Genomic DNA, 25,556 nt, shown 5'->3' with positions numbered 1-25,556 from the left:
CATTCCTGGGCTACCGGCTGATCTTCAACCCCTTACGCCCCGCATGCCGCTCCAGCGCCAGCTCGATCAATCGGCTCACCAGCTCGCTGTAGCTCATGCCCGCCGCCTGCCACAACTTGGGGTACATGCTGATGCGGGTAAAACCCGGCAACGAGTTGATCTCGTTGATCAGCACCTCGCCCTCGTCCGTCAGAAACACATCCACCCGCGCCAGCCCGGCACAGCCCAACGTCTCAAACGCTTCGATAGCCAAGGCGCGAATGCGCTCGCTGTCTTCAACACTGATGTCCGCCGGCACCACCACCTGGGCCGCCTGGTCATCGATGTATTTGCTGTCGTAGGAGTAGAAACCGTCCCGTACCACGATCTCGCCGCAACCACTGGCGATGGGATTCTCGTTGCCCAACACGGCGCATTCGATTTCCCGGCCTTTTACCGCCGACTCCACCAGCACCTTTTCATCAAACCCGAGGGCCAGTTCTACGGCGGCCTGATATTCAGCCTCGCTGCTCACCTTGCTCACGCCCACGGATGAACCCTGGTTCGCGGGTTTCACGAACATCGGCACTCCGAGTTTCTGCCGGGCTTGCTCGAAGGTGGTTCGCGCCGCCGTGCGACGGTTGAGGGTGATGAACGGTGTCACGGCAATCCCGGCATCGCGCAGCAGGCGTTTGCTGATGTCCTTGTCCATGCACACGGCCGACCCCAGCACATCGGAGCCGACAAACGGCAAGTCCGCCATGCGCAGCAGGCCTTGCAGGCAGCCATCTTCGCCGAGGGTGCCGTGGACGATCGGGAAGATCACGTCGACATGTTCCAGGGTGGCCTGGCTGGCCGTTTCCACCAGCTGCTGGCTGGCCTTGCCCGGCACCACGGCCAGTTCGCGGTTGGATTGATTGAGGGCGATCAGCGCCGGGTTTTCCTCGTTGAGCAAAAAGCCCGAGGTGTCGTTGAGGTGCCAGTGGCCGGCCTTGTCGATGCCGATCAGGATCGGCTCGAAGCGCGAACGGTCCAGTGCATCGACGATGTTGCGCGCCGATTGCAGCGACACTTCGTGCTCGGCCGAACGGCCACCAAAAATAATCCCTACCCGCAGCTTGCTCATGATCGGCCTCACGTTTGAAAGTAAGGCTTCTTACCATGAGCCGTCAGCGATTCGCTACCAGCGTGGCCCCGAACAGCACATAACAACCACCGGCAAACCGGTCCAGCCACTTGCGCGAGCGGCTGTAGACGTTGGCCATCCGCTCACTGGAAAACACCAGCGCCACGCAGGAATACCAACTGAACGACAGCGTCGCCATGGTGATCACAGCCAGGGTCAACAGCATCGGCGACGGTGACTGCGGCATGGTAGACGCAAAGATCGTCGCGACGAACAACGCCGCCTTGGGGTTGGACAGGTTGCCCAGCAGACCCAGGCGCCAGGCGGAGAACAACGAGCGACGCGGTTCGTCGGGCAACAGGTTCTGGGCCATCGACGGTGCCGAGCGTTTGAACAGCTTCAACCCCAGGTAAATCAGGTAGCAGCCGCCGATGATCTTGAACGCCAGGTACAACATGGGCGCGGCAGTGAACAACGACTTGATCCCCAAGCCGCCTGCCAGGCCCCACATCACGGTGCCGGTGGCCACGCCAGCCGACGCCACCACGCCATGGCGGCGTGAACAACTGGCGGCCAGTTGCGCGGTGTTGAAGAAGTTCGGGCCGGGCGTCACCACCGCGACGGTCCAGAGCAAGGCCAGCGACAACAACGGCGCGGCATACGGCAGGCTGGGGAAAAGCATCGATTGATCCATCCTTAAGGGAATTAAAAGAGCCTTGCCGTTTACAGCTCAGGTTCGGGTTCGTGCACCAACAGGTCGCCCGGCTGACACTCCAGATACTTGCAGATTGCGTCCAGGGTCGCCAGCCGTATGCCCTTGACCTTGCCTTGCTTGAGCAATGACAGGTTTTGTTCGGTGATACCAATGGCGGCGGCCAGGTCCTTGGACTTGACCTTGCGCCGGGCGAGCATAACGTCCAACTCAATGACAATAGACATGCTGTTCTCAAACAAACGTGCGGTTTTCAGAATCCACTTCACTGGCCTGCCACAGGATACGCGCGATCACCGAGATGCAGCCGGCGAGAAACAGCGCAACGATGCTGGGCGGGGTAAAACTCAAGGTGAGCAGCCGCTGGCCAACCGGCTCATTCATCGTGACCCAGACACTGAGCAATGGCTCGCACAGAAAATCCAGCAACACCCACAGTGCCACGGCCCGGCCTACTTTACCCAAGTGCTGGGCGGCGGCGCTGGAAAAATACTCGCCACGGGCATAGTTCTGAAACAGCTGGCGCAAATGATTCAAGCCCGACACCAGCGCCATCAGGGGAATGCTGGAGAGCAGGACACCGCCCAGGGTCTGCCACCAAGGGAACGCCGCCACCATCTCGGCCCGCCCCTCGATCTGTTGAGCACTCAAGGCGAAACCAAACCCGACCGAAGCGCTTTGTACCGGGTAAAGCCACGCGGTGGTATTGAGCAGCAGCATCGCGACAATCAACAGCAGGGTGAGCAGTGCCATGCGCTGGCTAAGCTGGGCAAGACGTTGGGAATTCATGGGTAAGCCTCGGGGGTTAATGTGAGGCGAAAAATAAACGATAACTTATCGTAAAACAATCATTTTTTAATGAACTGCGATATCAACGCATAAACCGAATCCCTGCCGCCGTCGTTCCGGTGCTGGCACAATCGTTCAAGACCACGGCAGACAGCCCGGTCACACTGGGTTAACGTATTTGCGTCCCGACTTGCGGCTTTCACCATGACCAAACCCTCTCTCGACTGGCTGCACCGCGCGCCCCACGCCAGTGGCCTGGAGCGTATCGAGGCGTATTTTGCCGGGTTTGGCTTCGACCCCCATCGCCACGACACCTACGCCATCGGCCGCACCCTGTTTGGCGTGCAGAGCTTTCACTATCGCGGCGGCATGACCCATAGCCTGCCGGGGCGGACCATGGTGATCCATCCCGACGAAGTGCATGACGGTTGGGCCGGCAGCGAGGAAGGCTTCAAATACCGGATGATTTACGTGGAGCCGGCGCTGATCCAGCAGGTGCTCGGCGGCAAGCCGTTGCCGTTTATTCCCGGCGGGCTGTCCAGCGACCCGTGGCTGTACCGCGCCAGCGAAGTGTTGCTGCAAAGCCTGGATTGCCCGATTGATCCGTTGCAGGAACAGGATGCGATGTTTGACCTGGCCCAGGCGCTGAACAATGCGTCGGGCATCACGGTGAACCGCAAGACCTTCGACTACCGCGCCGCCGAGCGCGCGCGGGAATTTATCCACAGCGCGCTCGGCCGCCCGATCACCCTCGATGAAATGGCGGAATACGCCAACCGCGACCGCTGGGCGTTGTCGCGGGATTTTCGATTGTTGTTTGGTACCAGCCCTTATCGCTACCTGACCATGCGTCGCCTGGACCTGGTGCGCAGCCTGCTGGGCCAGGGCCAGTTACTGGTGGATGCGGCGCTGACTGCGGGCTTCACCGACCAGAGCCACATGACCCGCCAGTTTCGCAGCACCTTCGGCATGCCGCCGTCGCGCTGGGTGAAGATGCTCGGGCGCTGAAAATCCCGCCTTTGGAATACAACCAAAAACGTGGGAGCGGGCTTGCTGTGGTGAGCGGGCTTGTTGTGGCGAGCGGGCTTGCCCCGCGTTGGGCTGCGAAGCAGCCCCATCAATCTGTGGTGAACCCGTCGGGGGGGCAAGCCCCCTCACCACAGCAAGCCAGCTCCTACCATTGAACTATGTCGCTGCCGAAATCGTATTCGACGCTGGAGCTCGTTCTTTAAGGGCCAACGCCAGCACCGCTCCCGCCAGGGCAATCGCCGCACTCCACCACAACGCCAGTTCGATCCCACCCGCCTGTGCCGCACCCGTCGACCCGCCGGCATTCGCCAACGACACCAGCAACGCCAGCCCCAATGCGCCGCCAATCTGCTGGCTGGTGGACGCCATGCCCGCCGCCACGCCCTGCTCTCCTGGCCGGATGCCCAGGCCGGCAGCCACCCACATTGCCGTCCAGGTCATGCCCTGGCCGATACTCAGGATGAAAATCCCCGGCAGCAGCGACCAGAACCCCGCCCCCGTCGGCAACGCCACGCACACCATGGCGATGCCCACCGCCCCCGCCAACAGGCCGCTGACCAGGGTGGTGCGCAAGCCCAGGCGCGCCAATGATCGTTCAGCCAGCCAGATACCGCCGGTGCACACCAGGGTCGCCGGCAAAAATGCCAACCCCGCCTGCAACACGCTGTAGCCGTAGACCTGCTGGTAATACACCGCCAGAAAGTAGTACTGCACGCCAAAGCTGCTCATGAATACCGCGGTCAACACCATGGCCATGCGCAACTCGCGATAGCCCAGCAGCCGCAGCGGCATCAAGGGGTCACGGCCCCGGTGTTCGATCCAGGCGAACAACCCCAGCAGCGCCAACGCCACGGCCATGCAGCCGAGGGTCGACGGCGCCGCCCAGCCCCACTCCGGCCCTTGCACCAGGGCGAACACCAGCAACGTGCCGCCCAGCGTCACGGTCAACGCGCCGCTGATATCAAAATTGCGCCCACGGGCCCGCTCGCCATCGGCGGGGATCCAGTAGCGCGCCGCCAAAGCGCAGGCGCCGGCCAATGGCACGTTCACCAGGAAGACCGCTTCCCAGCCCCAGGCCTGGGTCAGCACGCCGCCGAGCAACGCACCCAAGGCCAGGCCCGCCGCCGACGCCGCGCTCCATACCGCAAACGCACGGTTGCGGGCCGGGCCTTCGGCGTAGTGAGTGTTGATCAGCGCCAACGTGGCCGGGAACAACAGCGCCCCGCCCACGCCCTGCACCGCCCGGGCCAGCACCAGCAACAATGCGCTGCCACCGAGCACCGCCGCCAGGGATGACAGCGCGTACAGCGACTGGCCGAGGATGTACAAGCGCCGCTTGCCCAACAGGTCGGCCGCCCGGCCGCCCAGCAGCAGGAAGCCGCCGAACGCCACGCTGTAGGCGCTGACCACCCACTGCAATTGCTGGGCGGAAAAACCCAGGTGGCTGCCGATCTGCGGCAGCGCGACAAACACGATGGTCGCGTCCAGGGCGATGATCAATTGCGCGGTCGCCAGCAGCAACAGCATCCAGCCTGAGGGTCGAGAGAGAGACATCACAGCGTCCTGCCAGAAAATGAGAGGCGCCAGTGTCTTTCATGCTCAACAGATGATAAATAGCCTTATCACTCTTTCAGTAATGACTTTAATCATGGACCTGAACGCTGTTCGCCTGCTGGTGCGGGTCGCCGAAACCCGCAGCTTCACCCGCGCCGCCGGGGACCTGGGGCTGACTCAATCCGGATTGTCCCGGGCCATTTCCCGGCTGGAAAACCAGTTGGGCGTGCGCCTGCTGCAACGCAACACCCGCAGCGTCAGCCTCACGCCCGACGGGCAAATGCTCTATGAACGCAGCGCGCCGCTGCTGGCGGAACTGGCCGAAGCCGAGCAGCAGATGCTCGACCGCCGCAGTTCGCCGTCCGGCCTGCTGAAAATCAGCACGCCGTCGTTGTTCGGTCGCAAGGTGGTGATGCCGGTAATCGGCGAATTGACCCTGCAATACCCCGACCTGCGCATCGAAGCGGTAATGACCGACCGCCTGGTGGACATCGTCGATGAAGGCTTTGACGCCTTGCTGCGCACCGGCGATATCCAGGATCAGCGCCTGATCGCCCGGGCGCTGCCGCCGCTGCGCTGGGTCACCGTTGCCGCCCCGGCGTACCTTGCGCGTTTTGGAGCACCGCAGACCGTCGATGAACTCAAGGACCACAACTGCCTGACCGTGCGCAACTTGCGCACCAGCCGGCTGGTGGACTGGCAATTCATGCTCGATGGCAAGGTGCAGGACGTAAGCGTCGAAGGAAGGCTGATCTTTGATATCGGCGACGCGCTGGTGGACGGTGCAGTGGGTGGGTTTGGCATCGCCCAGGTGATGGATTTTGCGGTGAGAGACGATCTGGCGGCCGGGCGCCTGGTGCCCTTGCTGGAGGATTTTGCCGGGCGCAGCCGGGCGATATCGCTGGTGTATCCGCCGTCGCGGCAGTACTCGCCGAAGTTGATGGCGTTTGCCGAGGCACTCAACAAGGCGCAGTGGTAACACACCCATTGTGGTGAGGGGGCTGTCCTGTTGCAGGGAGGCTTGTCTGTGGTGAGGGGGCTTGTCCCCCGCTGGGCTGCGTAGCGGCCCCAAAAAAAGCGGGAGCGCTACGCACTCCAGCGGGGGACAAGCCCCCTCACCACAGGACAAGCCCCCCTCACCACAGGACAGCCCCTCACCACAGGACAACCCCCATAGCCACAGGACAAGCCCGCTAGCCACAGGGTTTGATGTACAGCCTCACGCCAGGTTCTTGCCTTCCAGCGGCTCGCCAATCGTCAAGAAATGCCCACCCGCCACATGGTGCAAGGTACGCAGCGCATCCTGCCCTTCGAAATGCCAGCGGCCATCACTGAACACCCGCTCATCCGCCTCGGCCGCTACCACTTCGGCGAGGAACAAATCGTAGGTCTGCTGGTTATGCGGCTCCGGCAGCAACCGGCACTCCAGCCACGCTACGCAGCCTTCGAGCATCGGCGCATCAGTGTGTTCACCACTGAACGTCTGCAAGCCATACGCTGCGAACTTGTCGGTCTCGCTGCCGGTGGTGTTGCCCACCGTCTGCACGATATCGGCCTGGGCCGCACACGGCACGTTGAGCACAAAGGTGCCGGCGCCTTCCAGCAGTTGCCGGGTCCAGGTGGCCTTGTCCAGCACGACGGCAACTTTGGGCGGTTCGAAATCCAGCGGCATGGCCCACGCGGCCGCCATGATGTTGCGCTGGCCGTTGTGCGCGGCGCTGACCAGCACGGTCGGGCCGTGGTTGAGCAAGCGGTAGGCCTTGGACAGCGGGACGGGACGGCGATGGTTTGGGCTCATGGACGAAAGGCTCGGAAAAAAACCTACGATACCTCAAGCATGAGCCCCGGTGACTAGCTGCTCAGTTGATTGGCGAATTGCCCTACTGCGCTGACCACTTTCTGCGCACCGTCCTGGATCTCCACGATCACCGTGCCCGCCTCGGCCGCCAGGGCCAGGCCTTGTTCGGCTTGCAGGCGGCCATCGGTCATCAGCGCCACGGCGTCGCGGGCCATGTCCTGGTTCTGGCGCACCACGCCGACGATTTCCTCGGTGGCCTTGCTGGTGCGCGACGCCAGTTGCCGAACCTCATCGGCCACCACCGCAAAACCACGGCCTTGTTCACCGGCGCGGGCGGCTTCGATGGCGGCGTTGAGGGCCAGCAGGTTGGTCTGTTCGGCGATGCCGCTGATGGTCTTGACGATGCTGCCGATCACCTGGGACTGGGCGTTCAGCGCTTCGATGCCCTCGCCCGCCTGTTGCATGTGCTTGGCCAGGTCGCGCATCACGTCCACCGCCTGGGTGACCACGGTGGTGCCGCGCTGGGCGCTGCTGTCGGTTTGCAGCGAGGTGCTGTAGGCGATGTTGGCCGCGTCGGCCACGGCCTGCTCCTGGTTGACCTGGTCGGTGATCACCGTGGCGAACTTGACCACTTTGTACAGCCGCTCATTGGCGTCGAGTACCGGGTTGTAGGAAGCCTCCAGCCACACGGTGCGGCCATGACTGTCGATACGCTTGAAGCGGCCGGCGACGAATTCGCCGGCGTTCAGGCGCTTCCAGAACTGTTGGTACTCGACGCTGTTGGCGTCCTGCGACTCACAGAATATCCGGTGATGCTTGCCCTGGATCTGCGCCAGGCTGTAACCCATGCCGTTGAGGAAACGGTCATTGGCCGTCAACACATTACCGTTGAGGTCAAACTCGATCACCGCCGTGGAGCGCACCAGCGCAGTGATCAGGTTTTCGTGTTCACGAGACGCCTCGATGGTGCGCGTCAGGTCGCTGGAGTACACCGAAAAATGCTTGATGCGTCCGTCCGAACTGCGCACCGGCTGCACGATGGAGCGCAGCCACGCCTCGTCGCCGTTGCCCCGGTTCAGGCGCACGGTACCGGCGAAGTGCTCGCCACGCACCAGGGCGTTTTTGAAACGCAGTTGAAACGTGTCCTGCTTGACGTGCGCCGGCACCATATCGTCGATCAAGCGACCTTGCAGTTGGCTTGCCTGGTAACCCATCTCCTGAAGAAAGATGGCATTGACCGACTCGATGCGCCCTTCGGGATCCAGTGTCAGGGTCATCATTTCACTGTCCAGGCTCTCCTTGACCTGCTGCAGGCTTGATAATTCTTCGCGAAGAGCAGACAGCTCCTGCTTGAGACGGGTGTTGAACATGGAGGCACCGGTGGGCAAATGAGGACGGGATCTGACCTGCATCGGCGCTACCGGCGTTTTCTTAAGAGCGCTTTAGCCCGTTGCTCAATTATATTTTTCGAGACCTCAACTGCCGTTGTTACGGCAGATACCCATGACCTGATACTGGAGCGTATTGAGTTTGCCGGTGGAGTCTTCATAGGTCATGCGCGACGGCACTGCGGTGCACGAGCGGATCGGCGGCGTCACGTTGACCACCTTGGCAATGTCCAGCTTCATGCCGTAGCGATAGCTCTGGACGACGGGCGCAGGCAGGCCCTTTTTCGCGGCGTAGGCGGCCATCGCCTGCTCGTTGTTTTGCATCATCTGGGCGAAGGTGCGATCACCTCCGCCTTCAGCCATCGCGCCGACGGAAAAGATCAGGGCCAGTGCCGCAACCGTGGTTTTCAGGGTGTTCATGAGGGCTTCCTCGTCTGACTTATTGAATTAAAAGTTCAGAGCAAGGGTAACTAACCAAGCCTGTCGTAAAGTTCACCGAAAGATTACTTATTGGTTATGTTTTATTGAAATTCCAAAATTGTAATCTGTGCGCCACCTCGTCGTTATCTCGTGTTTGCAACTATCTGCTTGGGCAACACCACAACAAGAATGCCCCATCGATAAGAAGCTAATAGCTGCCAAAACCGAGGAGCGCTACATGAGCACTAACCGCACACTTTCCGTTTCCATGATTGCCGCCCTGGCGGGCCTTGCACCGCTTTCAGGCATGGCCGTGGAAGACAAACCCGAAGGTTTTATCGAAGGCAGCACGGTGAACGTGCTGGCCCGTAACTTCTATTTCAACCGTGACGACCGCAAAGGCCAGTCGAGCCCCACCGGCAATGGCTACTCCGAAGCCTGGGCCCAGGGGTTTATCGGCAAATTCGAGTCCGGTTTTACCCAGGGGTCGGTGGGTTTCGGCCTGGACGCCTTTGCGATGTATGGCCTGAAACTCGACTCCGGCACCGGCCGCAGCGGCGGCAAGGGCTCGTTCGGCGTGCTGCCGGTGGACAGCGACAATCACCCCGAAGACGGCTACAGCAAGCTCGGTGGCGCGGTAAAAGTGCGCCTGCTGGATACCGTGATCAAGGCCGGTGATGTGTTCCCGCTGACCCCGGTGGTGGCCTACGGCGACGCGCGCGTATTGCCGCAAAGCTTTCGCGGCGTCACCGCGCAAAACACCAGTATCGAGGGCCTGAGCTTGCAGGCCGGGCACCTGAACGGCATGAGCCAGCCGACCCAGAGCGGCATGGACAAAGGCTTTGCGACCTTTTATGCGGGCAAGGTGGATTCACCCTGGATCGGCTATGCCGGTGGCGACTACCAGGTGAACAAGCACCTCAGCCTCAGCCTGTACACCAGCCGCCTGAAGGATGCCTGGGACCAGTACTACTTCGGCAGCGCCGCCAGCTACCCGCTGAACGATGACGTGTCACTGTTTGGCGACTTCAACTATTACAAGGCCGTGGACGAGGGCAAAAAACGCCTGGGCGAGTTCGATAACAACATCTGGAGCGCGAGGCTCGGGGTCAAGGTGGGCGCCCACAGCCTGGCCTTGTCCCACCAGCGCAACAACGGGGATGACGACTTTGACTACCTGCGCATGTCCGACTCGATCTTCCTCAACAACTCGATCCAGTACAGCGACTTCAACTCGCCCAAGGAACGCTCGTGGATGCTCACCTATAACCTCGACATGCAGCCCTTCGGCATTCCCGGCCTTTCGTTCATGACCCGCTACGGCAAAGGCACCGGCGCCGACTACAGCAACGCCAACGCGGTGTACATGCGCCGGGACGCGGCCGGCGACCCGCTGACCGATCAACGCCGCTGGGAACGGGATATCGAGGCCAAGTACGTGGTGCAGGGCGGCAACTTGAAAGACCTGTCGCTGCGGTTGCGTCAGGCGACCGTTCGTTCAAGTGCGTTTGAGTCAGACCTGGAAGAAGTCCGGTTGATTGTGGAGTATCCGCTGGCGATCCTTTAAACCGTCACAACGGCAGGTGCTTACATTCACTTGCCGTTGACTAACATCTGTTCACAATTTGAAGTCTGTCAGAACTGTAATATGCGCCTCACCTTCTCGTTAAGTTGAACTTCATATACTGGACCCAACTAACGGCACACGCCTTAATTGGAGAACAGTCATGAAGCCATCTTACGTGTTATTGATCAGCTTTCTCGGCGCTACATCCACCGTCGCCCTGGCCGACGACGGTGCCGACCGTTCCCGGCAATTTCTCGCCGAGTTCCGCCAGCAACAGCAGCAGGTCCACGGCGAACAGTCCGTGGCCGAGGCCGCGCCCGCCGACGCACAGAAGCAGTCGATCTGAACGGCGCACACCGAGCACATTCATCTCTGAAGCTTTTGTGTAGCTCCTTTGGAAAGAGATGAATTTTTAACGCCCCGGATGGGGCGTTTTTTTTGTCCGCAGGATTGCAGCGCAACAACCAGTCACAAACTGGTTGATTGACCCTGAAGCTACTTCAGCCTTCAGGCTTCCGAAAATTCCAATCCCAGCCTCTCTCTATCAATAAAAGGTAAATCCCCATGCGTATCCTTGTGGTTGAGGACGAGCAAAAGACTGCTGCCTACCTGCAGCAAGGCCTGACCGAAAGCGGTTACGTGGTCGACTGTGCGGCCAGCGGCGTGGACGGCCTGCACCTGGCCGGGCAACACGCCTATGAACTGGTGATTCTCGATGTAAACCTGCCGGCCAGGGACGGCTGGGACGTGCTGGAGCAGCTGCGCCGCGACAGCAACCAACGGGTGATGATGCTGACCGCGCGTGGCCGGCTGACCGACAAGATCAAGGGCCTGGACATGGGCGCCGACGATTACCTGGTCAAACCCTTCGAGTTTCCCGAGCTGCTGGCCCGCGTGCGTACCCTGTTGCGTCGCAGTGAACACATACCGGTGCCGGACGTATTTCGTGTGTCGGACCTGGAACTGGACCCGCGCCGCCACCGCGCGTACCGCGGCACTCGGCGCATCGACCTGACCACCAAAGAGTTCGCCCTGCTGCATGTGTTGATGCGCCAGTCCGGCGAAGTGCTGACCCGCACGCAGATTATTTCCCTGGTCTGGGACATGAATTTCGACTGCGACACCAACGTGGTGGAAGTCTCCATCAGCCGCTTGCGGGCCAAGGTCGATGACCAGAGTGACGTCAAGCTGATCCACACCATTCGTGGCGTGGGCTATGTGCTGGAGGCCCGCCAATGAGATCCAGCAGCCTGTCGATGCGCCTGGGGCTGACGGTGAGCCTGATGGGCGCGGGCCTGGTGGTGTTGCTCGCGACGCTGGCGTACCTGGCGCTGACCCACGAGCTTGAGAACCTGGCGCGCAAGGGCCTGGAAAGCAAGATGGAGCAGATCCAGCACAGCCTGGCCCTGGGCCTGGACACCCGCGCCATCCGGGCCCGCCCGCACTCGCTGATGGACCTGGTCATGGGGCATGACAATTTTTACCTGACCATCGTCGCCACCGCGCCCGATGACGCGGTGCTGCTCAGTGTCGGCGCCAAGCCCCAGGAACCGTTGCTGACCGACTTCGCCCCGCGGCAAAACCTCGGCTACCTGAACTGGGACGACAGCAACGGCAACCAAGTGCTGAGTGCCTCCAGCCTGATGCGCCTGGCCAGCGGCGAACGCGTGCGGGTGTTGCTGTCGCTCGACCGCATGGACGATCAGGCCTTGCTCAGTGCTTACCTGCGCTCCACGGTGATCGCCCTGCCGCTGCTGTTGCTGCTGATCGGCATTGGCGCCTGGTGGGTGGTGCAACGCGGGCTGGCGCCGCTGCAACAGTTCAGCCGCGTCGCCGCCAAGGTCACCACTCAGGACCTGACTCATCGGCTGGCTGTGGATAACTTGCCCAAGGAGCTGGGCGAGCTGGCGCAAGGCATCAACTTCATGCTGCAGCGCCTGGACGGCGGGGTGCAGCAGTTGTCGCAGTTCTCCGATGACCTGGCCCATGAACTCCGTGCGCCGCTGACCAACTTGATGGGCAAGGCGCAGGTGACGTTGTCCCGTGAGCGACCGCCTCAGGAGTACAAGGCGGTGCTGGAATCCAGCACCGAGGAGATGGAACGCCTGGCACGGATCGTCTCCGACATGCTGTTTCTGGCGCAGGTCAGCCACCCGGCGGCGCGGGTTTCGTTTGCGCCGGTGTCCCTGGCCGACGAAGCGCGCCGGGTCATGGAATTGTTTGCCTTGAGTGCCGAAGACAAGCACCTGACCCTGAGCCTCAACGGCGATGCCTCGGTGCATGGCGACCGCCTGATGATTCAGCGGGCGATTTCCAACTTGTTGTCCAATGCCATCCGGCATACCCGGCACGCTTCCACGGTGTCGTTGCAGGTGGAAACCCACGGGCAGCAGGTGTCGCTGTCGGTGGGCAACCCGGGCCCGGGGATTGAAGCGCACCACCTGCCGAACCTGTTCGAGCGTTTCTACCGCGTCGACAGCAGCCGCGCCCGCTCCGAAGGGGGGACCGGGCTGGGTCTGGCCATCGTGCGGTCGATCATGACCCTGCATCAAGGCCGGGCAGAAGTCAGCAGCGAGCCCGGAGATTTCACTGTGTTTCGGTTGGTGTTTCCCCTGTAGTGGACCTGCCTGTTGTGGCAGGAACTTCTGTGGCGAGGGGGCTTGTCCCCCGTTGGGCTGCGTAGCGGCCCTAAAAAAAGCAGGAGTGCTACGCACTCCAACGGGGGACAAGCCCCCTCGCCACAGGACAAGCCTCTTGGTCCACAGGACAATCCCCTCAGCCACAGGTTATTCGCCAGGATCCTGAAACTCTTCACGCCGATGTGCCCAGTGATACAGCGCCGGCAATACCAGCAGGGTCAGCAGCGTCGAGGAGATAATCCCGCCAATCACCACCGTCGCCAACGGGCGCTGCACTTCGGCGCCGGTGCCGGTGGCCAGGGCCATGGGGATAAACCCCAGCGACGCCACCAACGCCGTCATCAACACCGGGCGCAAGCGCGTCAGGGCGCCTTCGTTGATCGCTACCGACAATGAGCGGCCCTCTTCCCGCAGGTTGCGAATGAAGGCAATCATCACCAGCCCGTTCAGCACCGCCACCCCCGACAGCGCGATAAAGCCCACACCCGCCGAGATCGACAGCGGAATGTCCCGCAGCCACAGCGCCATGATCCCGCCGGTCAACGCGAAGGGAATCCCGGTGAACACCAGCAGCCCGTCCTTGAGGTTGTTGAACATCATGAACAGCAGCCCGAACACCAGCAGCAACGCCACCGGCACCACGATGCGCAAGCGCTCGGAGGCTTCCTTCAACTGTTCGAACTGGCCGCCCCAGGTGGTCCAGTAACCCGCAGGGATTTTCACCTGGGTGTCGATGGCAGCCCCGGCCTCCTCGACAAACGAACCGATGTCCCGCCCACGCACGTTGGCGCTGACGATCACCAGGCGCTTGCCGTTTTCGCGGCTGATCTGGTTGGGGCCGAGCACCAGGTCCAGGCTGGCGACTTCCGACAGTGCGATAAACCCCAACTGCCCCGCCGCGTTGTTCGCCAGCGCCGGAATCGGGATCAGCAACCGCGACAAGCCTTCGATGTCGGTGCGCAGCGCGTCGGACAACCGCACGACCATGTCGAAACGCCGGTCGCCTTCGTACATCGTCCCGGCCTGGCGCCCACCCACGGCAACGGCAATCGTGTCTTGCACATCGCCCACATTCAGGCCAAAACGCGCGGCCTTGTCGCGGTCGATATTGATGGTCAGCACCGGCAGGCCGGAGGTCTGTTCCACCTTCACTTCCGAGGCGCCCTGGAGGGTTTGCAAGGTCTCGGCAATTTCCCCGGCGGTCTTGTTGAGCACCGCCATGTCGTCACCAAACACCTTCACCGCCACGTCACTGCGCACCCCGGAAATCAGCTCGTTGAAGCGCAACTGGATCGGTTGCGACAACTCATACACGCTGCCCGGCACAATCGCACTGGCGCGCTGGATGTCGGCGATGATTGCCTCGCGGGACTTCTTCGGGTCGGGCCACTGGTCCTTGGGTTTGAGCATCACGTAGCTGTCGGAGATGTTTGGCGGCATCGGATCGGAGGCGATTTCCGCGGTGCCGGTGCGGGCAAATACCCGTTCGATTTCCGGCACCTCGGCCATCAAGGTTTTTTCCAGTTGCTGCTGCATGTGCACCGATTGCGTCAGGCTGGTGCCCGGCACGCGCAACGCTTGTTGGGCGAAGTCACCTTCGCTGAGGCTGGGAATAAATTCGCTGCCCATGCGACTGGCCACCAGGCCCGACGCAACGATGGTCAACACCGCCAGGCCGAACACCAGCGGCCGGCGCGTCATCACCCAATCCAACACTGGCGCGTAGACACGCCGTGCGGTGCGCATCACCAGGTTTTCTTCTTCCTTGACCTTGCCGGTCACGAACAACGCAATCGCCGCCGGCACAAAGGTGACAGACAGAATCATCGCCCCCAGCAGCGCGATCACCACGGTGAAGGCCATCGGGTGGAACATCTTCCCGGCAACGCCGGTAAGGGCAAAGATCGGCAGGTACACCACCATGATGATCAACTGCCCGAAGATCAGCGCACGCCGCGCTTCCTTGGCCGCCGCAAACACTTCATGCAGGCGCTCGCTGCGGGTCAACAACCGCCCATGGCGCTGCTGGGCGTGGGCCAGGCGGCGGATGGCGTTCTCGACGATCACCACTGCGCCGTCGACGATAATCCCGAAATCCAGGGCGCCGAGGCTCATCAGGTTGGCGCTGACCTTGTTGGTGAACATCCCGGTAAAGGTGAACAACATGGCCAGGGGAATCACCATCGCGGTGATCAGCGCGGCGCGGATATTGCCGAGGAACAGAAACAGCACCGCCACCACCAGCAGCGCCCCTTCGAAGAGGTTTTTCTTCACCGTGCTGATGGCTTTTTCCACCAGGTTGGTGCGGTCGTAGACGGTGACGGCGACCACGCCTTCCGGCAGTGAGCGGTTGATCTCTTCGAGTTTTTTCGCGACCGCCAGGGACACGGTGCGGCTGTTTTCGCCGATCAACATGAACACCGTACCCAGCACCACTTCGCGGCCATTTTCGGTGGCGGCGCCGGTACGCAACTCACGGCCGATATCGACTTGCGCGACGTTGCGCACCCGAATCGGCGTACCGTCGGACGTGGTGATCACAATGTTGGCAATGTCGTCGATGGACCCGACTTGCCCCGGCGCGCGGATCAGCAATTGCTCGCCGCTGCGTTCGATGTAGCCGGCGCCGACGTTGGCGTTGTTGCGCTCCAGCGCAGTGACCAGGTCACTCAATGTCAGGTTATAGGCCGCCAGCCGCTTGGGGTCCGGAGCGATCTGGTATTCCTTGGCAAAGCCGCCGATGGTATTGATCTCGGCCACGCCCGGCACGTTGCGCAGTTGCGGCTTGATGATCCAGTCCTGGATCACCCGCAGATCGGTCGGCGTGTAGGCTGAGCCGTCTTCCTTGCGCGCGCCGTCTTTCGCTTCCACGGTCCACAGGAAAATTTCCCCGAGCCCGGTGGAAATCGGCCCCATCATGGTTTCGATGCCATCCGGCAGTTGCTCGCGGGCCACCTGCAAGCGCTCGTTGACCAGTTGGCGGGCGAAGAACAGGTCGGTGCCGTCCTTGAAAATCACCGTGACCTGGGACAAACCCGAGCGCGACAGCGAGCGGGTCTGCTGTAAACCCGGCAGCCCGGCCATGGCGGTTTCAATCGGAAAGGTGATGCGCTGCTCGGTTTCCAGCGGCGAAAACCCCGCCGCCGCCGAGTTGATCTGCACCTGCACGTTGGTGATGTCGGGCACCGCGTCGATGGGCAGTTTCTGATAGCTGGCGATGCCGACACCGGCCATCAACAGCACCGCCAACAGCACGATGATGCGCTGCTCGATAGCGAATTGGATAAGGCGCTCAAACATGGGAAATCACTCGCAGGATCAATGGGCGTGCTCGGCCGAGGCCTTGCCCAATTCGGACTTGAGGATGAAGCTGCCGACCGTGGCCACCTGCGCTCCGGCGTCGAGGCCCTGGCGCACTTCGACAAAACCGTTTTCGCTGACGCCCAATTCGAGATGGCGCGTCATGAAGCCGTCGGGGGTTCGCACAAACACCGAGGGTTTGTCCTCGACGGTCTGGATTGCTTCCTGCGGCACCGTCACCTTGGCCTGATATGTATCGGTAGCGACCTGCACGGCGACGAACAAGCCTGGGCGCCACGAGTCGTCAGGGTTCTGCACCGTGACGCGCACGGTGGCGGTGCGGGTCTGCTCCCCCAGCAAGTTGCCGACATAGGCCACGGTGCCGAGCACTTCGGTGCCCATTTCCGAGGAGGTGACCTTCACCGGCTTGCCGACCTGGACCTTGTTCAAGTCTTTGGGAAACACGCCGAAGGTGACCCACACCTGGGACAGGTCCGACAGGGTGAAGGCGTTGCTGGTCTCGCTCACCACCTCGCCGACGCCGAGGTGTTTTTCCACCACCACGCCGTCGAACGGCGCACGCAGTTCGTAGCGATTGCCGCCCACCAATACGGCGCTGCCGCTCAGGGCGTTCATCTTTTGCCGGGCGTTGTTCAGGGCGATTTCGGCCTCTTGCAGCGCCTGGCGCGCCAGCAGGTAATCCTGTTCGGCGGAGATCTTGTCCTGCCACAACTGGCGCTCGCGCTGGAAGGTGGTGCGGGCGAGTTCGACCCGGCGCTGGCTGGCCGCCAGTTCGCTGCGCTGATCGGAAATCTGCTGGCTGGCGATCACCGCCAGCAGCTCGCCCTTCTTCACTGATTGCCCGAGGTTGACCTTCACCGACTCCACCACGCCGGCGGCACGCGGCACGATGTGGGAGGTACGGTCTTCGTCGAAACGCACCTCGCCCGGCAGTGACAGCACGGTGCTGATCTGCCGGGATTGGGCGGGCGCGAGTTGAATGCCGGCGGCCTGGATTTGCTGGTCGGTCAACTCAAGTTTGCCTTCTTCTTCCGCCTCTGCCGCACCGCTGAGGGTCGGCCACGCCAGCATCAGCGCAACGGCCAGCGCCATCCTGTGTTTATGGTTCATGGAACGCTCCTGAAAAAATCAAAACCGGGCGAGGTCGCCGTAAATCCGTTCGATGCGCACCCAGGCGTCAGTCGCCTGAGCGGTGGCCGTGAGGTATTGGGTACGGGCCGCAATCAAGGTGCGCTGGGCGTCGAGCACGTCGAGGAAATTGAACTTGCCCATTTCGAAGCCACGGGTGGCGCTGTCCACCGCGCTTTGGGCGGCGGGCAGGATCTGTTGGTTGAACGAGCGCACTTCGGTATTCGCGGTTTGCCACAGGTCCAGGGCCTGGCGAGTCTCGGTGCGCAGGCGCAGCTCGGCGGCGTTGCGCAGGTCGCGGGCCTGGTCGGCGCGGCGGCTGGCGGCGAGCACATTGCCCTGGTTGCGGTTGAACAGCGGGATCGGCATCGACACCCCCACCACGTTGACCCGCTCACGTACGCTGGCGTCGTATTGGCTGCCGATGGACACGTCGAGGTCGGGAATGCGCTGGGCTTTTTCCAGGCCCAGGGCCGCCTCGCCCTGGACGATTTGCAGTTCGGCCAGGCGCAGTTCGGCAGTTTGTTCCAGCCGCCCCAGCAACTGCGCGGGCGACGGTAATGTCGGCGCCGCCTGGGACTGGGCGGCCACGGCCTGGAAGTCGGTGCTGGCCGCGCCGGTGCTGGCGGCGAGGCGACGATAGGCGTCGGTCAGGCCCATTTGCGCGCGGTTGAATTCCAGGCGAATTTCCGAGAGCTGCACCTGGGCGCGTGTGGCTTCCACCGGGGACGATTTACCGGCGGTAACGCGACCGTTGGCAACCACCAGGCCGCGCTCGGCCAGTGCCAGTGAGCGTTGGGCCAGGTCGAGGCGTTCCTGGGCCCGAAGCGCGCCGTAGTAACCGTCGATGACCTCTGCCCGCAGCACGTTGCGGCGCTGTTCCAGGGTCAATGCGGCGGCTTCCTGGGCGCGGGTGGCCACGTCAATCCGGGCGCCGCGCTTGCCACCCAACTCCAGGGTTTGGCTCAGTTTGACGGTGGTGGTGCGCGAGTTGCGGCGGGTGTCTTCGGCATCCCAGGAAGCGACCGGGTTGGGGATCAACCCAGCCTGCTGGCGACCGCCCTGGGCGATGTCGATTTCCCATTGGGCGGCGGCCATCTCCGGGTTATTGGCGAAGGCGGTTTGCAGGGCCGATTCGAGGGTCAGGGTTTGCGCCGACGCCTCTTGAACCGTCGCAGTGGCCAATAAAAAGACAGTCGACAAGGCGCCTGCCACCCACAGTAATTTGCGTATGAACGTTGGCATAACAAGAGTTCCATGCCCATGAATTAACAGGTGGGCAATGTAACTTTCGGTACTTATCAGAGGAGTGGCCAGAACATTACAAATCCGTTAGCAACGGCTCTGCCCCGGGCTTTTGCTTTAAGCTGCGGCCAACTTTTCCACTGCCCGGCTGGATCCTCGACATGCGTATTCTGGTTATCGAAGACGAACCTAAAACCGCCGATTACTTACATCAGGGGTTGAGCGAAAGTGGCTATATCGTCGACTGTGCCGCCACCGGTGCCGACGGCTTGCATTTGTCCCGCCAGCACGCCTACGACCTGGTGATGTTGGACGTAAACCTGCCGTTGATGGATGGCTGGGACGTGCTGCAGCGCATCCGCCAGAACAGCAGCACGCGCATCATGATGTTGACCGCCCAGGGCCGCCTCGCCGACCGGATCAAGGGCCTGGACCTGGGCGCCGATGATTACCTGGTCAAGCCGTTTGAATTCCCCGAATTACTGGCGCGGGTGCGCACCTTGATGCGCCGCAGCACGCACTCGCCGGTGCCGGATGTGTTGCGGGTGGCCGACCTGGAACTGGATCAGGGCCGCCACCGGGCATTTCGCGGCTTGCAGCGCATCGACCTGACCACCAAGGAATTCGCCCTGCTGCATTTGCTGATGCGCCAGAGCGGCGTGGTGCTGTCCCGCACGCAAATTATCTCGTTCGTGTGGGACATGAATTTTGATTGCGACACCAATGTGGTGGAAGTGTCGATCCGCCGCCTGCGGGCGAAGATTGATGACCCGTTCGAACGCAAGTTGATCCACACCCTGCGCGGCGTGGGTTATGTGCTGGAAGACCGTGAGTAGTCCTCAGGCGTGCACCTCGTCATGCTCATCGTGGTGAAAGCCGTCGCCCTCCACCTGAATGGTGGCGTGGGAGATATCGAATTGTTCATGCAGTAATTCCGTCACCTGGCTGAGGATCTGTTGCTCGGAGCCTTGCGCCGAATCCGCCACCAAGTGAGTACTCAGCACATTCTTGCCGCTGGTGAGCGCCCAGATATGCAGATCGTGTACGTCCTTTACTCCGGGCACACCACGAAGCGCCTGCTCGACCTTGTCGATATCGATGCCATCCGGCACACCTTGCAGCAGCACGTTCATGCTTTCCTTGAGCAGGGTCCAGGTGCGTGGCAACACCCAGAAGCCAATCGCCGCAGCCACCACCGAATCGACCCAGCCCCAGCCGGTGAACATGATCACCAGCGCCGCGATGATCACGCCGATGGAGCCGAGCATGTCGCTCCAGACCTCCAGGTAAGCGCCCTTCACGTTGAGGCTTTCGCCGCTGGCCGCACTCAGCAACCGCATGGAAATCAGGTTAACGATCAGCCCCAGCACGGCGATCACCAGCATGCCGGTGGACTGGATCTCGGCGGGCGCCTGCAGCCGTTGATACGCCTCATAAAGGATGTAGAACGCCACGGCGAACAGCAGCAGCGCGTTAAACGCCGCCGCCAGAATCTCGAAACGCGCATAGCCAAAGGTGCGCTTGCGGTCGGCGGGGCGCTTGGCCACCTGGATCGCCACCAGGGAAATTGCCAGGGCCAGGGCGTCGGTCATCATGTGGGCGGCGTCGGACAACAGCGCCAGGCTGCCGGTGATAAAGGCACCGATCACCTCGGCAATCATGAAACTCGAGGTCAGCCCCAGGGCGATCCATAACTTGCGTTCGTGGCCGGCGCGTACTTGGGCGTGGCTGTGTCCTGCGCTCATGAAATGTCCTCGTGGGTCGTCGTCCGGTTGATCATAGAGCTATAGGCCAAAACCACCGGCATGGGTTACGAAATTGTCATCACCTCGTCAGGCAGGCGTTAAGCGGTGCGCACCAAAATTGAACATGAACGCTCTGGAACCGTTCTATCAGGTATGCTTTTCGAGCAGGAAACAAAAAGAAACATATTAGCCAACCTGTTCGATAAGGAGCCCCGTTTTGGAGTTATCGACTGCCGCGTGGATGGTTCACGACACCCGCCTCATGTTCTGCGTTCTGCTGGCCATCGCCAGCATCATTGTGTTGATCAGCGCCACCAAGCTGCCGCCGTTCCTGTCGATCCTGATCGGCACGTTTATCGCCGGTGTCGGCGCGGGCTTGCCGCCGGAAGAAGTGGCCAAGGCGTTCAGCAAAGGCGCCGGGGCGATCCTCGGTGAAGCCGGGATCATCATTGCCCTGGGCTCGATGCTCGGCGCGTTGATGGCCGAGTCCGGGGCTGCCGACCGTATCGCCACTACCCTGCTCGGCCTGGGCAAGGGCAAGTCGTTGCCCTGGGTGATGGCGCTGGTGGCAATGGTGATTGGCTTGCCGCTGTTCTTCGAAGTGGGCCTGGTGATGATGGTGCCGATCATCTTTGTGATGGCCAAGCGCTCGAACCAGCCGCTGCTGAAAATCGCGATCCCGGCGCTGGCGGGCATGACCACCCTGCACGCCCTGATGCCTCCGCATCCAGGGCCGTTGATTGCAGTCAGCGCCTTGCACGCCGACCTGGGCCTGACCATGTTGCTGGGCTTTTGCCTCGCCGTGCCGGCCGTGATTCTGGCCGGCCCGTTGTACGGCAACTGGCTGTCCAAGCGCATGCACGTGGATGAGCCGGCCGATATTGGCGCACTGTTCAGTGCACCGCCCAAGGCGCCACGCCAGCCGAGTTTTGGTGTGTCGCTGCTGATCATTCTGTTGCCGGTGATCCTGATGCTCGGCAGCACCCTGGCCAAGGTCGCCATGTCGCCGGAAAGCCCGGTGGCGCTGACCTTGAAGTTCCTCGGTGAGCCACTGATCGCGCTGGGCCTGGCGGTGATTGCGGCGGTGATTTGCCTGGGTTGGGCCAGCGGCATGCCGCGGGCCGATGTGGGCAATACCTTGCGTAAAGCGCTGGCGCCGATCGCGGTACTGCTGCTGACCATCGGCGCGGGTGGCGGGTTGAAGCAAACGTTGCTGGATGCCGGCGTGAGCCAGACCATCAGCAAAGTGGCCGAAGGCGCGCACATGCCGTACCTGTTGCTGGCTTGGCTGATTGCCGTGGCGCTGCGTCAGGCCACCGGTTCGGCGACCGTTGCCACGACGACAACGGCGGGCATTCTGGCGCCGATGATGGCGGGTCTGGCGGCGACGCAAAGCTCACTGGTGGCCCTGGCGATTGGTGCCGGCTCGGTGTTCTTCTGCCACGTCAACGACGCGGGCTTCTGGATGGTGCGTGAGTACTTCGGCTTGCAGCTGAAGCAGACGATTTGGGTGTGGTCGGTGTTGCAGACCATCGTGTCGGTGGTCGGCCTGGTCGGCACACTGCTGATGTGGCACTTCCTCACCTGAGGATCTGATGATCGTTCCCACGCTCCGCGTGGGAATGCAGCCCGTGACGCTCCGCGTCACCAGAGCCGACGCGGAGCGTCCAGTGAGGCGTTCCCACGCTGAGCGTAGGAACGATCAGGTGGGTTGGCGCTTGCCAAAATGCGCCGCACTCACTGCGCCCACCGCGCCCATCACCACGCAATACACCACGCAGATCCACGGGCTGGCAGGCATCAACGCGATCAACATCAACGGCGTGGTACTCGCCCACAGCGCATACGCAATGTTGTAGGTGAAGGAAATCCCCGACACGCGCACCTGCGCCGGGAACAGGCTGACCATCACCGACGGCACAGCCCCCACCACCCCGCAACTCAAACCGGCAATCGCATACGCCGCGCCCAGCCACACGCCGCCCGCAATCAGGCTGGCATACAGCACGGCAATCCCCACCGGCAGCAACAGGCTGTAAACCAACACCGCGCGCCACGCGCCGATGCGGTCCACCAGCAGGCCGGCCAGCACGCAACCGATGTTCAGGAACACGATGCCCAACGCACTCAGGGCGAAGGTGTGGCTGGGGCTCATGCCGAAGGTTTTCTGCATCATGGTCGGGGTGATAACGACCAATACCACCACGGCTGAGGTGAGCACGCAGGTGAGGATCATGGCCGGCAGCAGCGCGTTGCGGTGTTCCCGCAGGACGGTGCGCAGGGGTAATTCGGCGCCAGCCTGGCGGCGGGCCTGCATCTGCAGGAACACCGGGGTTTCGCTGAGCCAGCGCCGCAGCCAGACGCCGATCACGCCAAACACGCCGCCGAGCAGGAACGGGAAGCGCCAGGCGTAGTCGAGGATTTCTTCCGGGGTGAAGACTTGCGCCAGCAACGTCGCGGTCAGCGCGCCGAGCAGGTAGCCGAAGGTCAGCCCGGCCTGCAGGAAGCCCAAGGCGTAACCGCGATGGTTGTCCGGGGCGTGCTCGGCGACAAATACCCAGGCGCTGGGCACTTCCCCACCCACCGCCGCGCCCTGGAGGATGCGCAACGCCAGCAGGATCAAGGGCGCGAAATAACCAATGTGTGCGTAGGTGGGCATGATCCCGATCAGCAGGCACGGCAGCGCCATCATCAGGATGCTCAGGCTGAACACCCGTTTGCGGCCCAAGTGATCGGCGAAATGCGCCATCAGGATCCCGCCCAGCGGGCGCGCGAGGTAGCCGGTGACGAAGATGCCGAAGCTTTGCAGCAGGCGCAGCCATTCGGGCATTTCCGGCGGGAAGAACAGTTGGCTCAGGGTCAGCGCGAAAAACACGAAGATGATGAAGTCGTAGATTTCCAGGGCCCCGCCCAAGGCAGCCAGGCCCAGGGTTTTGTAGTCGGAGCGGGAGAAACGCTGCGCCTGTGGATAAGAGGTGGCAGTCATGTGCAAGCTCGGCAGACAAACAAAATGGCCTGCAGGTTATGAGCTGGGCCGGGTGATGGCAATCACGCTGGATATATTTGCTTTACTCATTGATCAATGAAGATAACTACATTCCCAAATGAATAACCGTAGAGGAACATGCAGCAAAACTGCCGCCCCCATAATAAATACAAATAGAGGTACTGAACGTGGCCGATGCTATCGAAGAAAGCCGCTACGCCCGATTTGCCCTGCGTTGTTCCAACTTCGCCGAGCGCTGGTTCCCGGACTCCTGGGTGTTTGCCGCCCTCGCCGTGATCATCGTCGCCGTGGCGACCCTGGGCATGGGCGCCGCGCCGACCGAGGCCGCCAAGGCGTTTGGTGACGGGTTCTGGAGTTTGATCCCGTTCACCATGCAAATGGCCTTCGTGGTGATTGGCGGTTATGTGGTCGCCAGCTCCCCGCCCGCTGTGAAATTGATCGATCGCCTCGCACGCATCCCGAAAAACGGCCGTTCTGCCGTGGCCTGGGTGGCGCTGATTTCGATGGTCGCCTCGTTGCTCAACTGGGGCTTGTCCCTGGTGTTCGGCGGCTTGCTGGTGCGGGCACTGGCCCGTCGTACGGATTTGCGTATGGATTACCGCGCGGCCGGTGCTGCGGCCTATCTGGGCCTGGGCGCGGTATGGGCGCTGGGGCTGTCGTCGTCGGCGGCGCAGTTGCAGGCCAACCCGGCGAGTTTGCCGCCGTCGATTTTGTCGATCACCGGGATGATCCCGTTTACCGACACCATCTTCCTGTGGCAATCCGGCGTGCTGTTGCTGGCACTGATCGTGGTCTCGCTGATCATCGCCTACGCCACTGCACCCGGGCCGAACTCCGCCCGTGATGCCAAGGCCTGCGGTGTCGACCCGGCCTTCAACCTGCCCAAGCCACAGCCGCCGAACCGCCCGGGCGAGTGGCTGGAACACAGCCCGCTGCTGACTATCCTGCTGGCGTTGCTGGCCGCAGGGTGGCTGTTCCATGAATTCTCGACCAAGCCGGCGATCAGCGCGATCTCGGGGCTCAACACCTACAACTTCCTGTTCCTGATGGTGGGCGCATTGCTGCACTGGCGCCCGCGCAGCTTCCTCGACGCCGTGGCCCGCGCGGTGCCGACCACCACCGGGGTGCTGATCCAGTTCCCGTTGTATGGCTCGATTGCGGCGTTGATGACGGTGGTGAAAGGCGGCGACGGTCAGACATTGGCTCACCATATCTCGACCTTCTTCACCTCCATCGCATCCCATGACACCTACGCGCTGATGATGGGCGTGTATTCGGCGGTGCTGGGCTTCTTTATCCCGTCGGGCGGCGGCAAGTGGATCATCGAGGCGCCGTACGTGATGCAGGTCGCCAATGACCTGGAATACCACCTGGGCTGGGCGGTGCAGATCTACAACGCTGCCGAGGCGCTGCCGAACCTGATCAACCCGTTCTATATGTTGCCGCTGCTGGGGGTACTGGGGTTGAAGGCGCGGGATTTGATCGGCTTTTCGTTTGTGCAGCTGCTGGTGCACACGCCGCTGGTGCTGTTTTTGCTGTGGGCGCTGGGCACGACGCTTAAATATTTGCCGCCAGTGATGCCATAGGGCAGCTGCCAGTAACCTTTCTGATCAAACGCGTCGGGGTTGTCCCACTCACTACGGTGGCAACCCCTGATATCTACCGCCAACGCCTTTGATTAACCTGATTCGGATAACGCCTCACACCCCCCCAAGGAAAATCCGATGACGCCCCTATCCAAATCGCTGGAAGAGTTGATCAATGCTATTTACAAGGACGGCAACGTGTCGTTCGTTGAGTACCAGGGCCTGCGCGACAATGCCGATTGCCGCATGGCCACGGTTATCAAGGAGTTTGGCCTGCACAACAACGTGACGGCGTTCCAGAAAGCCATGGACGTGGCCATGCAACTGCTGCAGTCCTGCGTCATCGATGCCAAGAAAGCCAAGCTGACTGACACGGGCGAGGCCATCGTCAAGGATGCGCTGGCGTCCCAGGTAGAATACTTGCGCGCCGGCAGCCAATTGGCACTGCGCTTGTTATGAGTGGCCTGTAGCGTTCAAGGCACTGTCTTCGTTCCGTCACATTGCATTGCTACCGTCCTGCGAA

General features: G+C 62.0%; 22 protein-coding genes and 2 pseudogenes. 10 read left to right on the top strand and 14 right to left on the bottom strand.

Annotation, left to right across the window (positions count from 1 at the left end; translation table 11 throughout):
• Positions 1–10: 10 nt before the first annotated feature.
• From ddlA to HKK54_RS14575, 4 genes are read right to left on the bottom strand one after another with little or no spacing between them, the layout of a single operon-like run.
• Positions 11–1,105 carry a D-alanine--D-alanine ligase gene (gene ddlA, locus HKK54_RS14590; RefSeq protein ID WP_010177069.1) on the bottom strand — a complete coding sequence of 365 codons (1,095 nt, stop codon included), beginning with the start codon at positions 1,103–1,105 and terminating at the stop codon, positions 11–13.
• Positions 1,106–1,148: 43 nt separating this feature from the next.
• Positions 1,149–1,787 (bottom strand): LysE family transporter, encoded by a 639-nt coding sequence (locus tag HKK54_RS14585; protein WP_010177070.1) that lies wholly within the window; start codon positions 1,785–1,787, stop codon positions 1,149–1,151.
• A 41-nt stretch (positions 1,788–1,828) separates the two neighbouring features.
• Positions 1,829–2,044: a helix-turn-helix domain-containing protein gene (locus HKK54_RS14580; protein WP_010177071.1), complete on the bottom strand. Its 216-nt coding sequence runs from the start codon at positions 2,042–2,044 to the stop codon at positions 1,829–1,831.
• A 7-nt stretch (positions 2,045–2,051) separates the two neighbouring features.
• A complete protein-coding gene (locus HKK54_RS14575) occupies positions 2,052–2,606 on the bottom strand; it encodes a DUF2975 domain-containing protein (protein ID WP_010177072.1) in 555 nt (184 codons plus the stop codon).
• A gap of 204 nt (positions 2,607–2,810) precedes the next feature.
• Here HKK54_RS14575 and HKK54_RS14570 point away from each other — a divergent pair, with 204 nt between their 5' ends.
• Positions 2,811–3,614, top strand: a complete 804-nt coding sequence (locus tag HKK54_RS14570; RefSeq protein ID WP_169387087.1) for an AraC family transcriptional regulator — start codon at positions 2,811–2,813, stop codon at positions 3,612–3,614.
• Between the two features lie 177 nt (positions 3,615–3,791).
• Here the strand turns inward: HKK54_RS14570 and HKK54_RS14565 are convergent, their stop codons facing one another.
• Entirely contained in the window at positions 3,792–5,162 is a 1,371-nt protein-coding gene (locus HKK54_RS14565; RefSeq protein WP_169389288.1) for an MFS transporter, read from the bottom strand.
• 121 nt (positions 5,163–5,283) lie between these two features.
• Between HKK54_RS14565 and HKK54_RS14560 the strand changes: the two genes are divergently transcribed.
• The gene (locus tag HKK54_RS14560; RefSeq protein WP_169387086.1) at positions 5,284–6,168 is read left to right on the top strand and encodes a LysR family transcriptional regulator; all 885 of its coding nucleotides are present in this window, start codon (positions 5,284–5,286) and stop codon (positions 6,166–6,168) included.
• A gap of 240 nt (positions 6,169–6,408) precedes the next feature.
• Here the strand turns inward: HKK54_RS14560 and HKK54_RS14555 are convergent, their stop codons facing one another.
• From HKK54_RS14555 to HKK54_RS14545, 4 genes and pseudogenes are all read right to left on the bottom strand, one after another.
• Positions 6,409–6,987 (bottom strand): flavin reductase family protein, encoded by a 579-nt coding sequence (locus HKK54_RS14555; protein WP_010177076.1) that lies wholly within the window; start codon positions 6,985–6,987, stop codon positions 6,409–6,411.
• A gap of 53 nt (positions 6,988–7,040) precedes the next feature.
• A pseudogene (locus HKK54_RS34000) lies at positions 7,041–7,472 on the bottom strand (methyl-accepting chemotaxis protein); the annotation flags it as partial.
• A gap of 108 nt (positions 7,473–7,580) precedes the next feature.
• Positions 7,581–8,264 (bottom strand): annotated as a pseudogene (locus tag HKK54_RS33995) (PAS domain-containing protein); the annotation flags it as partial.
• 198 nt (positions 8,265–8,462) lie between these two features.
• Entirely contained in the window at positions 8,463–8,795 is a 333-nt protein-coding gene (locus HKK54_RS14545; protein ID WP_010177078.1) for a DUF2790 domain-containing protein, read from the bottom strand.
• Between the two features lie 238 nt (positions 8,796–9,033).
• Here HKK54_RS14545 and HKK54_RS14540 point away from each other — a divergent pair, with 238 nt between their 5' ends.
• From HKK54_RS14540 to HKK54_RS14525, 4 genes are all read left to right on the top strand, one after another.
• Entirely contained in the window at positions 9,034–10,362 is a 1,329-nt protein-coding gene (locus HKK54_RS14540; RefSeq protein ID WP_169387085.1) for an OprD family porin, read from the top strand.
• A 160-nt stretch (positions 10,363–10,522) separates the two neighbouring features.
• The gene (locus tag HKK54_RS14535; protein WP_010177080.1) at positions 10,523–10,708 is read left to right on the top strand and encodes a hypothetical protein; all 186 of its coding nucleotides are present in this window, start codon (positions 10,523–10,525) and stop codon (positions 10,706–10,708) included.
• A 218-nt stretch (positions 10,709–10,926) separates the two neighbouring features.
• On the top strand, positions 10,927–11,601 hold the full coding sequence (locus HKK54_RS14530; protein WP_169387084.1) for a heavy metal response regulator transcription factor: 675 nt from the start codon (positions 10,927–10,929) through the stop codon (positions 11,599–11,601).
• Positions 11,598–12,980, top strand: coding sequence for a heavy metal sensor histidine kinase (locus HKK54_RS14525; RefSeq protein WP_169387083.1), 1,383 nt, complete (start codon positions 11,598–11,600; stop codon positions 12,978–12,980). The genes HKK54_RS14530 and HKK54_RS14525 overlap by 4 nt, the downstream gene beginning before the upstream one ends.
• Before the next feature lie 168 nt (positions 12,981–13,148).
• Here the strand turns inward: HKK54_RS14525 and HKK54_RS14520 are convergent, their stop codons facing one another.
• Genes HKK54_RS14520 through HKK54_RS14510 form a run of 3 tightly spaced genes read right to left on the bottom strand, consistent with a single transcriptional unit; the run spans position 13,149 to position 18,695 of the window.
• Entirely contained in the window at positions 13,149–16,301 is a 3,153-nt protein-coding gene (locus HKK54_RS14520) for a CusA/CzcA family heavy metal efflux RND transporter (RefSeq protein ID WP_169387082.1), read from the bottom strand.
• An 18-nt stretch (positions 16,302–16,319) separates the two neighbouring features.
• On the bottom strand, positions 16,320–17,432 hold the full coding sequence (locus HKK54_RS14515) for an efflux RND transporter periplasmic adaptor subunit (protein ID WP_169387081.1): 1,113 nt from the start codon (positions 17,430–17,432) through the stop codon (positions 16,320–16,322).
• Between the two features lie 18 nt (positions 17,433–17,450).
• Complete coding sequence (locus HKK54_RS14510; RefSeq protein ID WP_169387080.1) at positions 17,451–18,695, bottom strand: TolC family protein; 1,245 nt, start codon at positions 18,693–18,695, stop codon at positions 17,451–17,453.
• A 161-nt stretch (positions 18,696–18,856) separates the two neighbouring features.
• Between HKK54_RS14510 and HKK54_RS14505 the strand changes: the two genes are divergently transcribed.
• On the top strand, positions 18,857–19,531 hold the full coding sequence (locus tag HKK54_RS14505) for a heavy metal response regulator transcription factor (protein ID WP_010177086.1): 675 nt from the start codon (positions 18,857–18,859) through the stop codon (positions 19,529–19,531).
• Between the two features lie 3 nt (positions 19,532–19,534).
• On the opposite strand, the gene HKK54_RS14500 is transcribed toward HKK54_RS14505, so the two are convergent.
• Positions 19,535–20,440 (bottom strand): cation diffusion facilitator family transporter, encoded by a 906-nt coding sequence (locus HKK54_RS14500; RefSeq protein ID WP_169387079.1) that lies wholly within the window; start codon positions 20,438–20,440, stop codon positions 19,535–19,537.
• 217 nt (positions 20,441–20,657) lie between these two features.
• On the opposite strand from HKK54_RS14500, the gene HKK54_RS14495 reads away from it, so the two are divergent.
• Positions 20,658–22,028: a GntT/GntP/DsdX family permease gene (locus HKK54_RS14495; RefSeq protein WP_008437508.1), complete on the top strand. Its 1,371-nt coding sequence runs from the start codon at positions 20,658–20,660 to the stop codon at positions 22,026–22,028.
• 114 nt (positions 22,029–22,142) lie between these two features.
• On the opposite strand, the gene HKK54_RS14490 is transcribed toward HKK54_RS14495, so the two are convergent.
• Positions 22,143–23,426 carry an MFS transporter gene (locus HKK54_RS14490; protein WP_169387078.1) on the bottom strand — a complete coding sequence of 428 codons (1,284 nt, stop codon included), beginning with the start codon at positions 23,424–23,426 and terminating at the stop codon, positions 22,143–22,145.
• A 188-nt stretch (positions 23,427–23,614) separates the two neighbouring features.
• Between HKK54_RS14490 and HKK54_RS14485 the strand changes: the two genes are divergently transcribed.
• Both HKK54_RS14485 and HKK54_RS14480 read left to right on the top strand, forming a co-directional pair.
• Positions 23,615–25,033 (top strand): short-chain fatty acid transporter, encoded by a 1,419-nt coding sequence (locus HKK54_RS14485; protein ID WP_169387077.1) that lies wholly within the window; start codon positions 23,615–23,617, stop codon positions 25,031–25,033.
• Positions 25,034–25,171: 138 nt separating this feature from the next.
• On the top strand, positions 25,172–25,492 hold the full coding sequence (locus tag HKK54_RS14480; protein ID WP_010177091.1) for a hypothetical protein: 321 nt from the start codon (positions 25,172–25,174) through the stop codon (positions 25,490–25,492).
• Positions 25,493–25,556 lie beyond the last annotated feature (64 nt).

The organism is Pseudomonas sp. ADAK13, assembly GCF_012935715.1.
Taxonomy (GTDB): Bacteria; Pseudomonadota; Gammaproteobacteria; order Pseudomonadales; family Pseudomonadaceae; genus Aquipseudomonas.
This window is presented reverse-complemented; position numbering and strand designations above follow the sequence as displayed.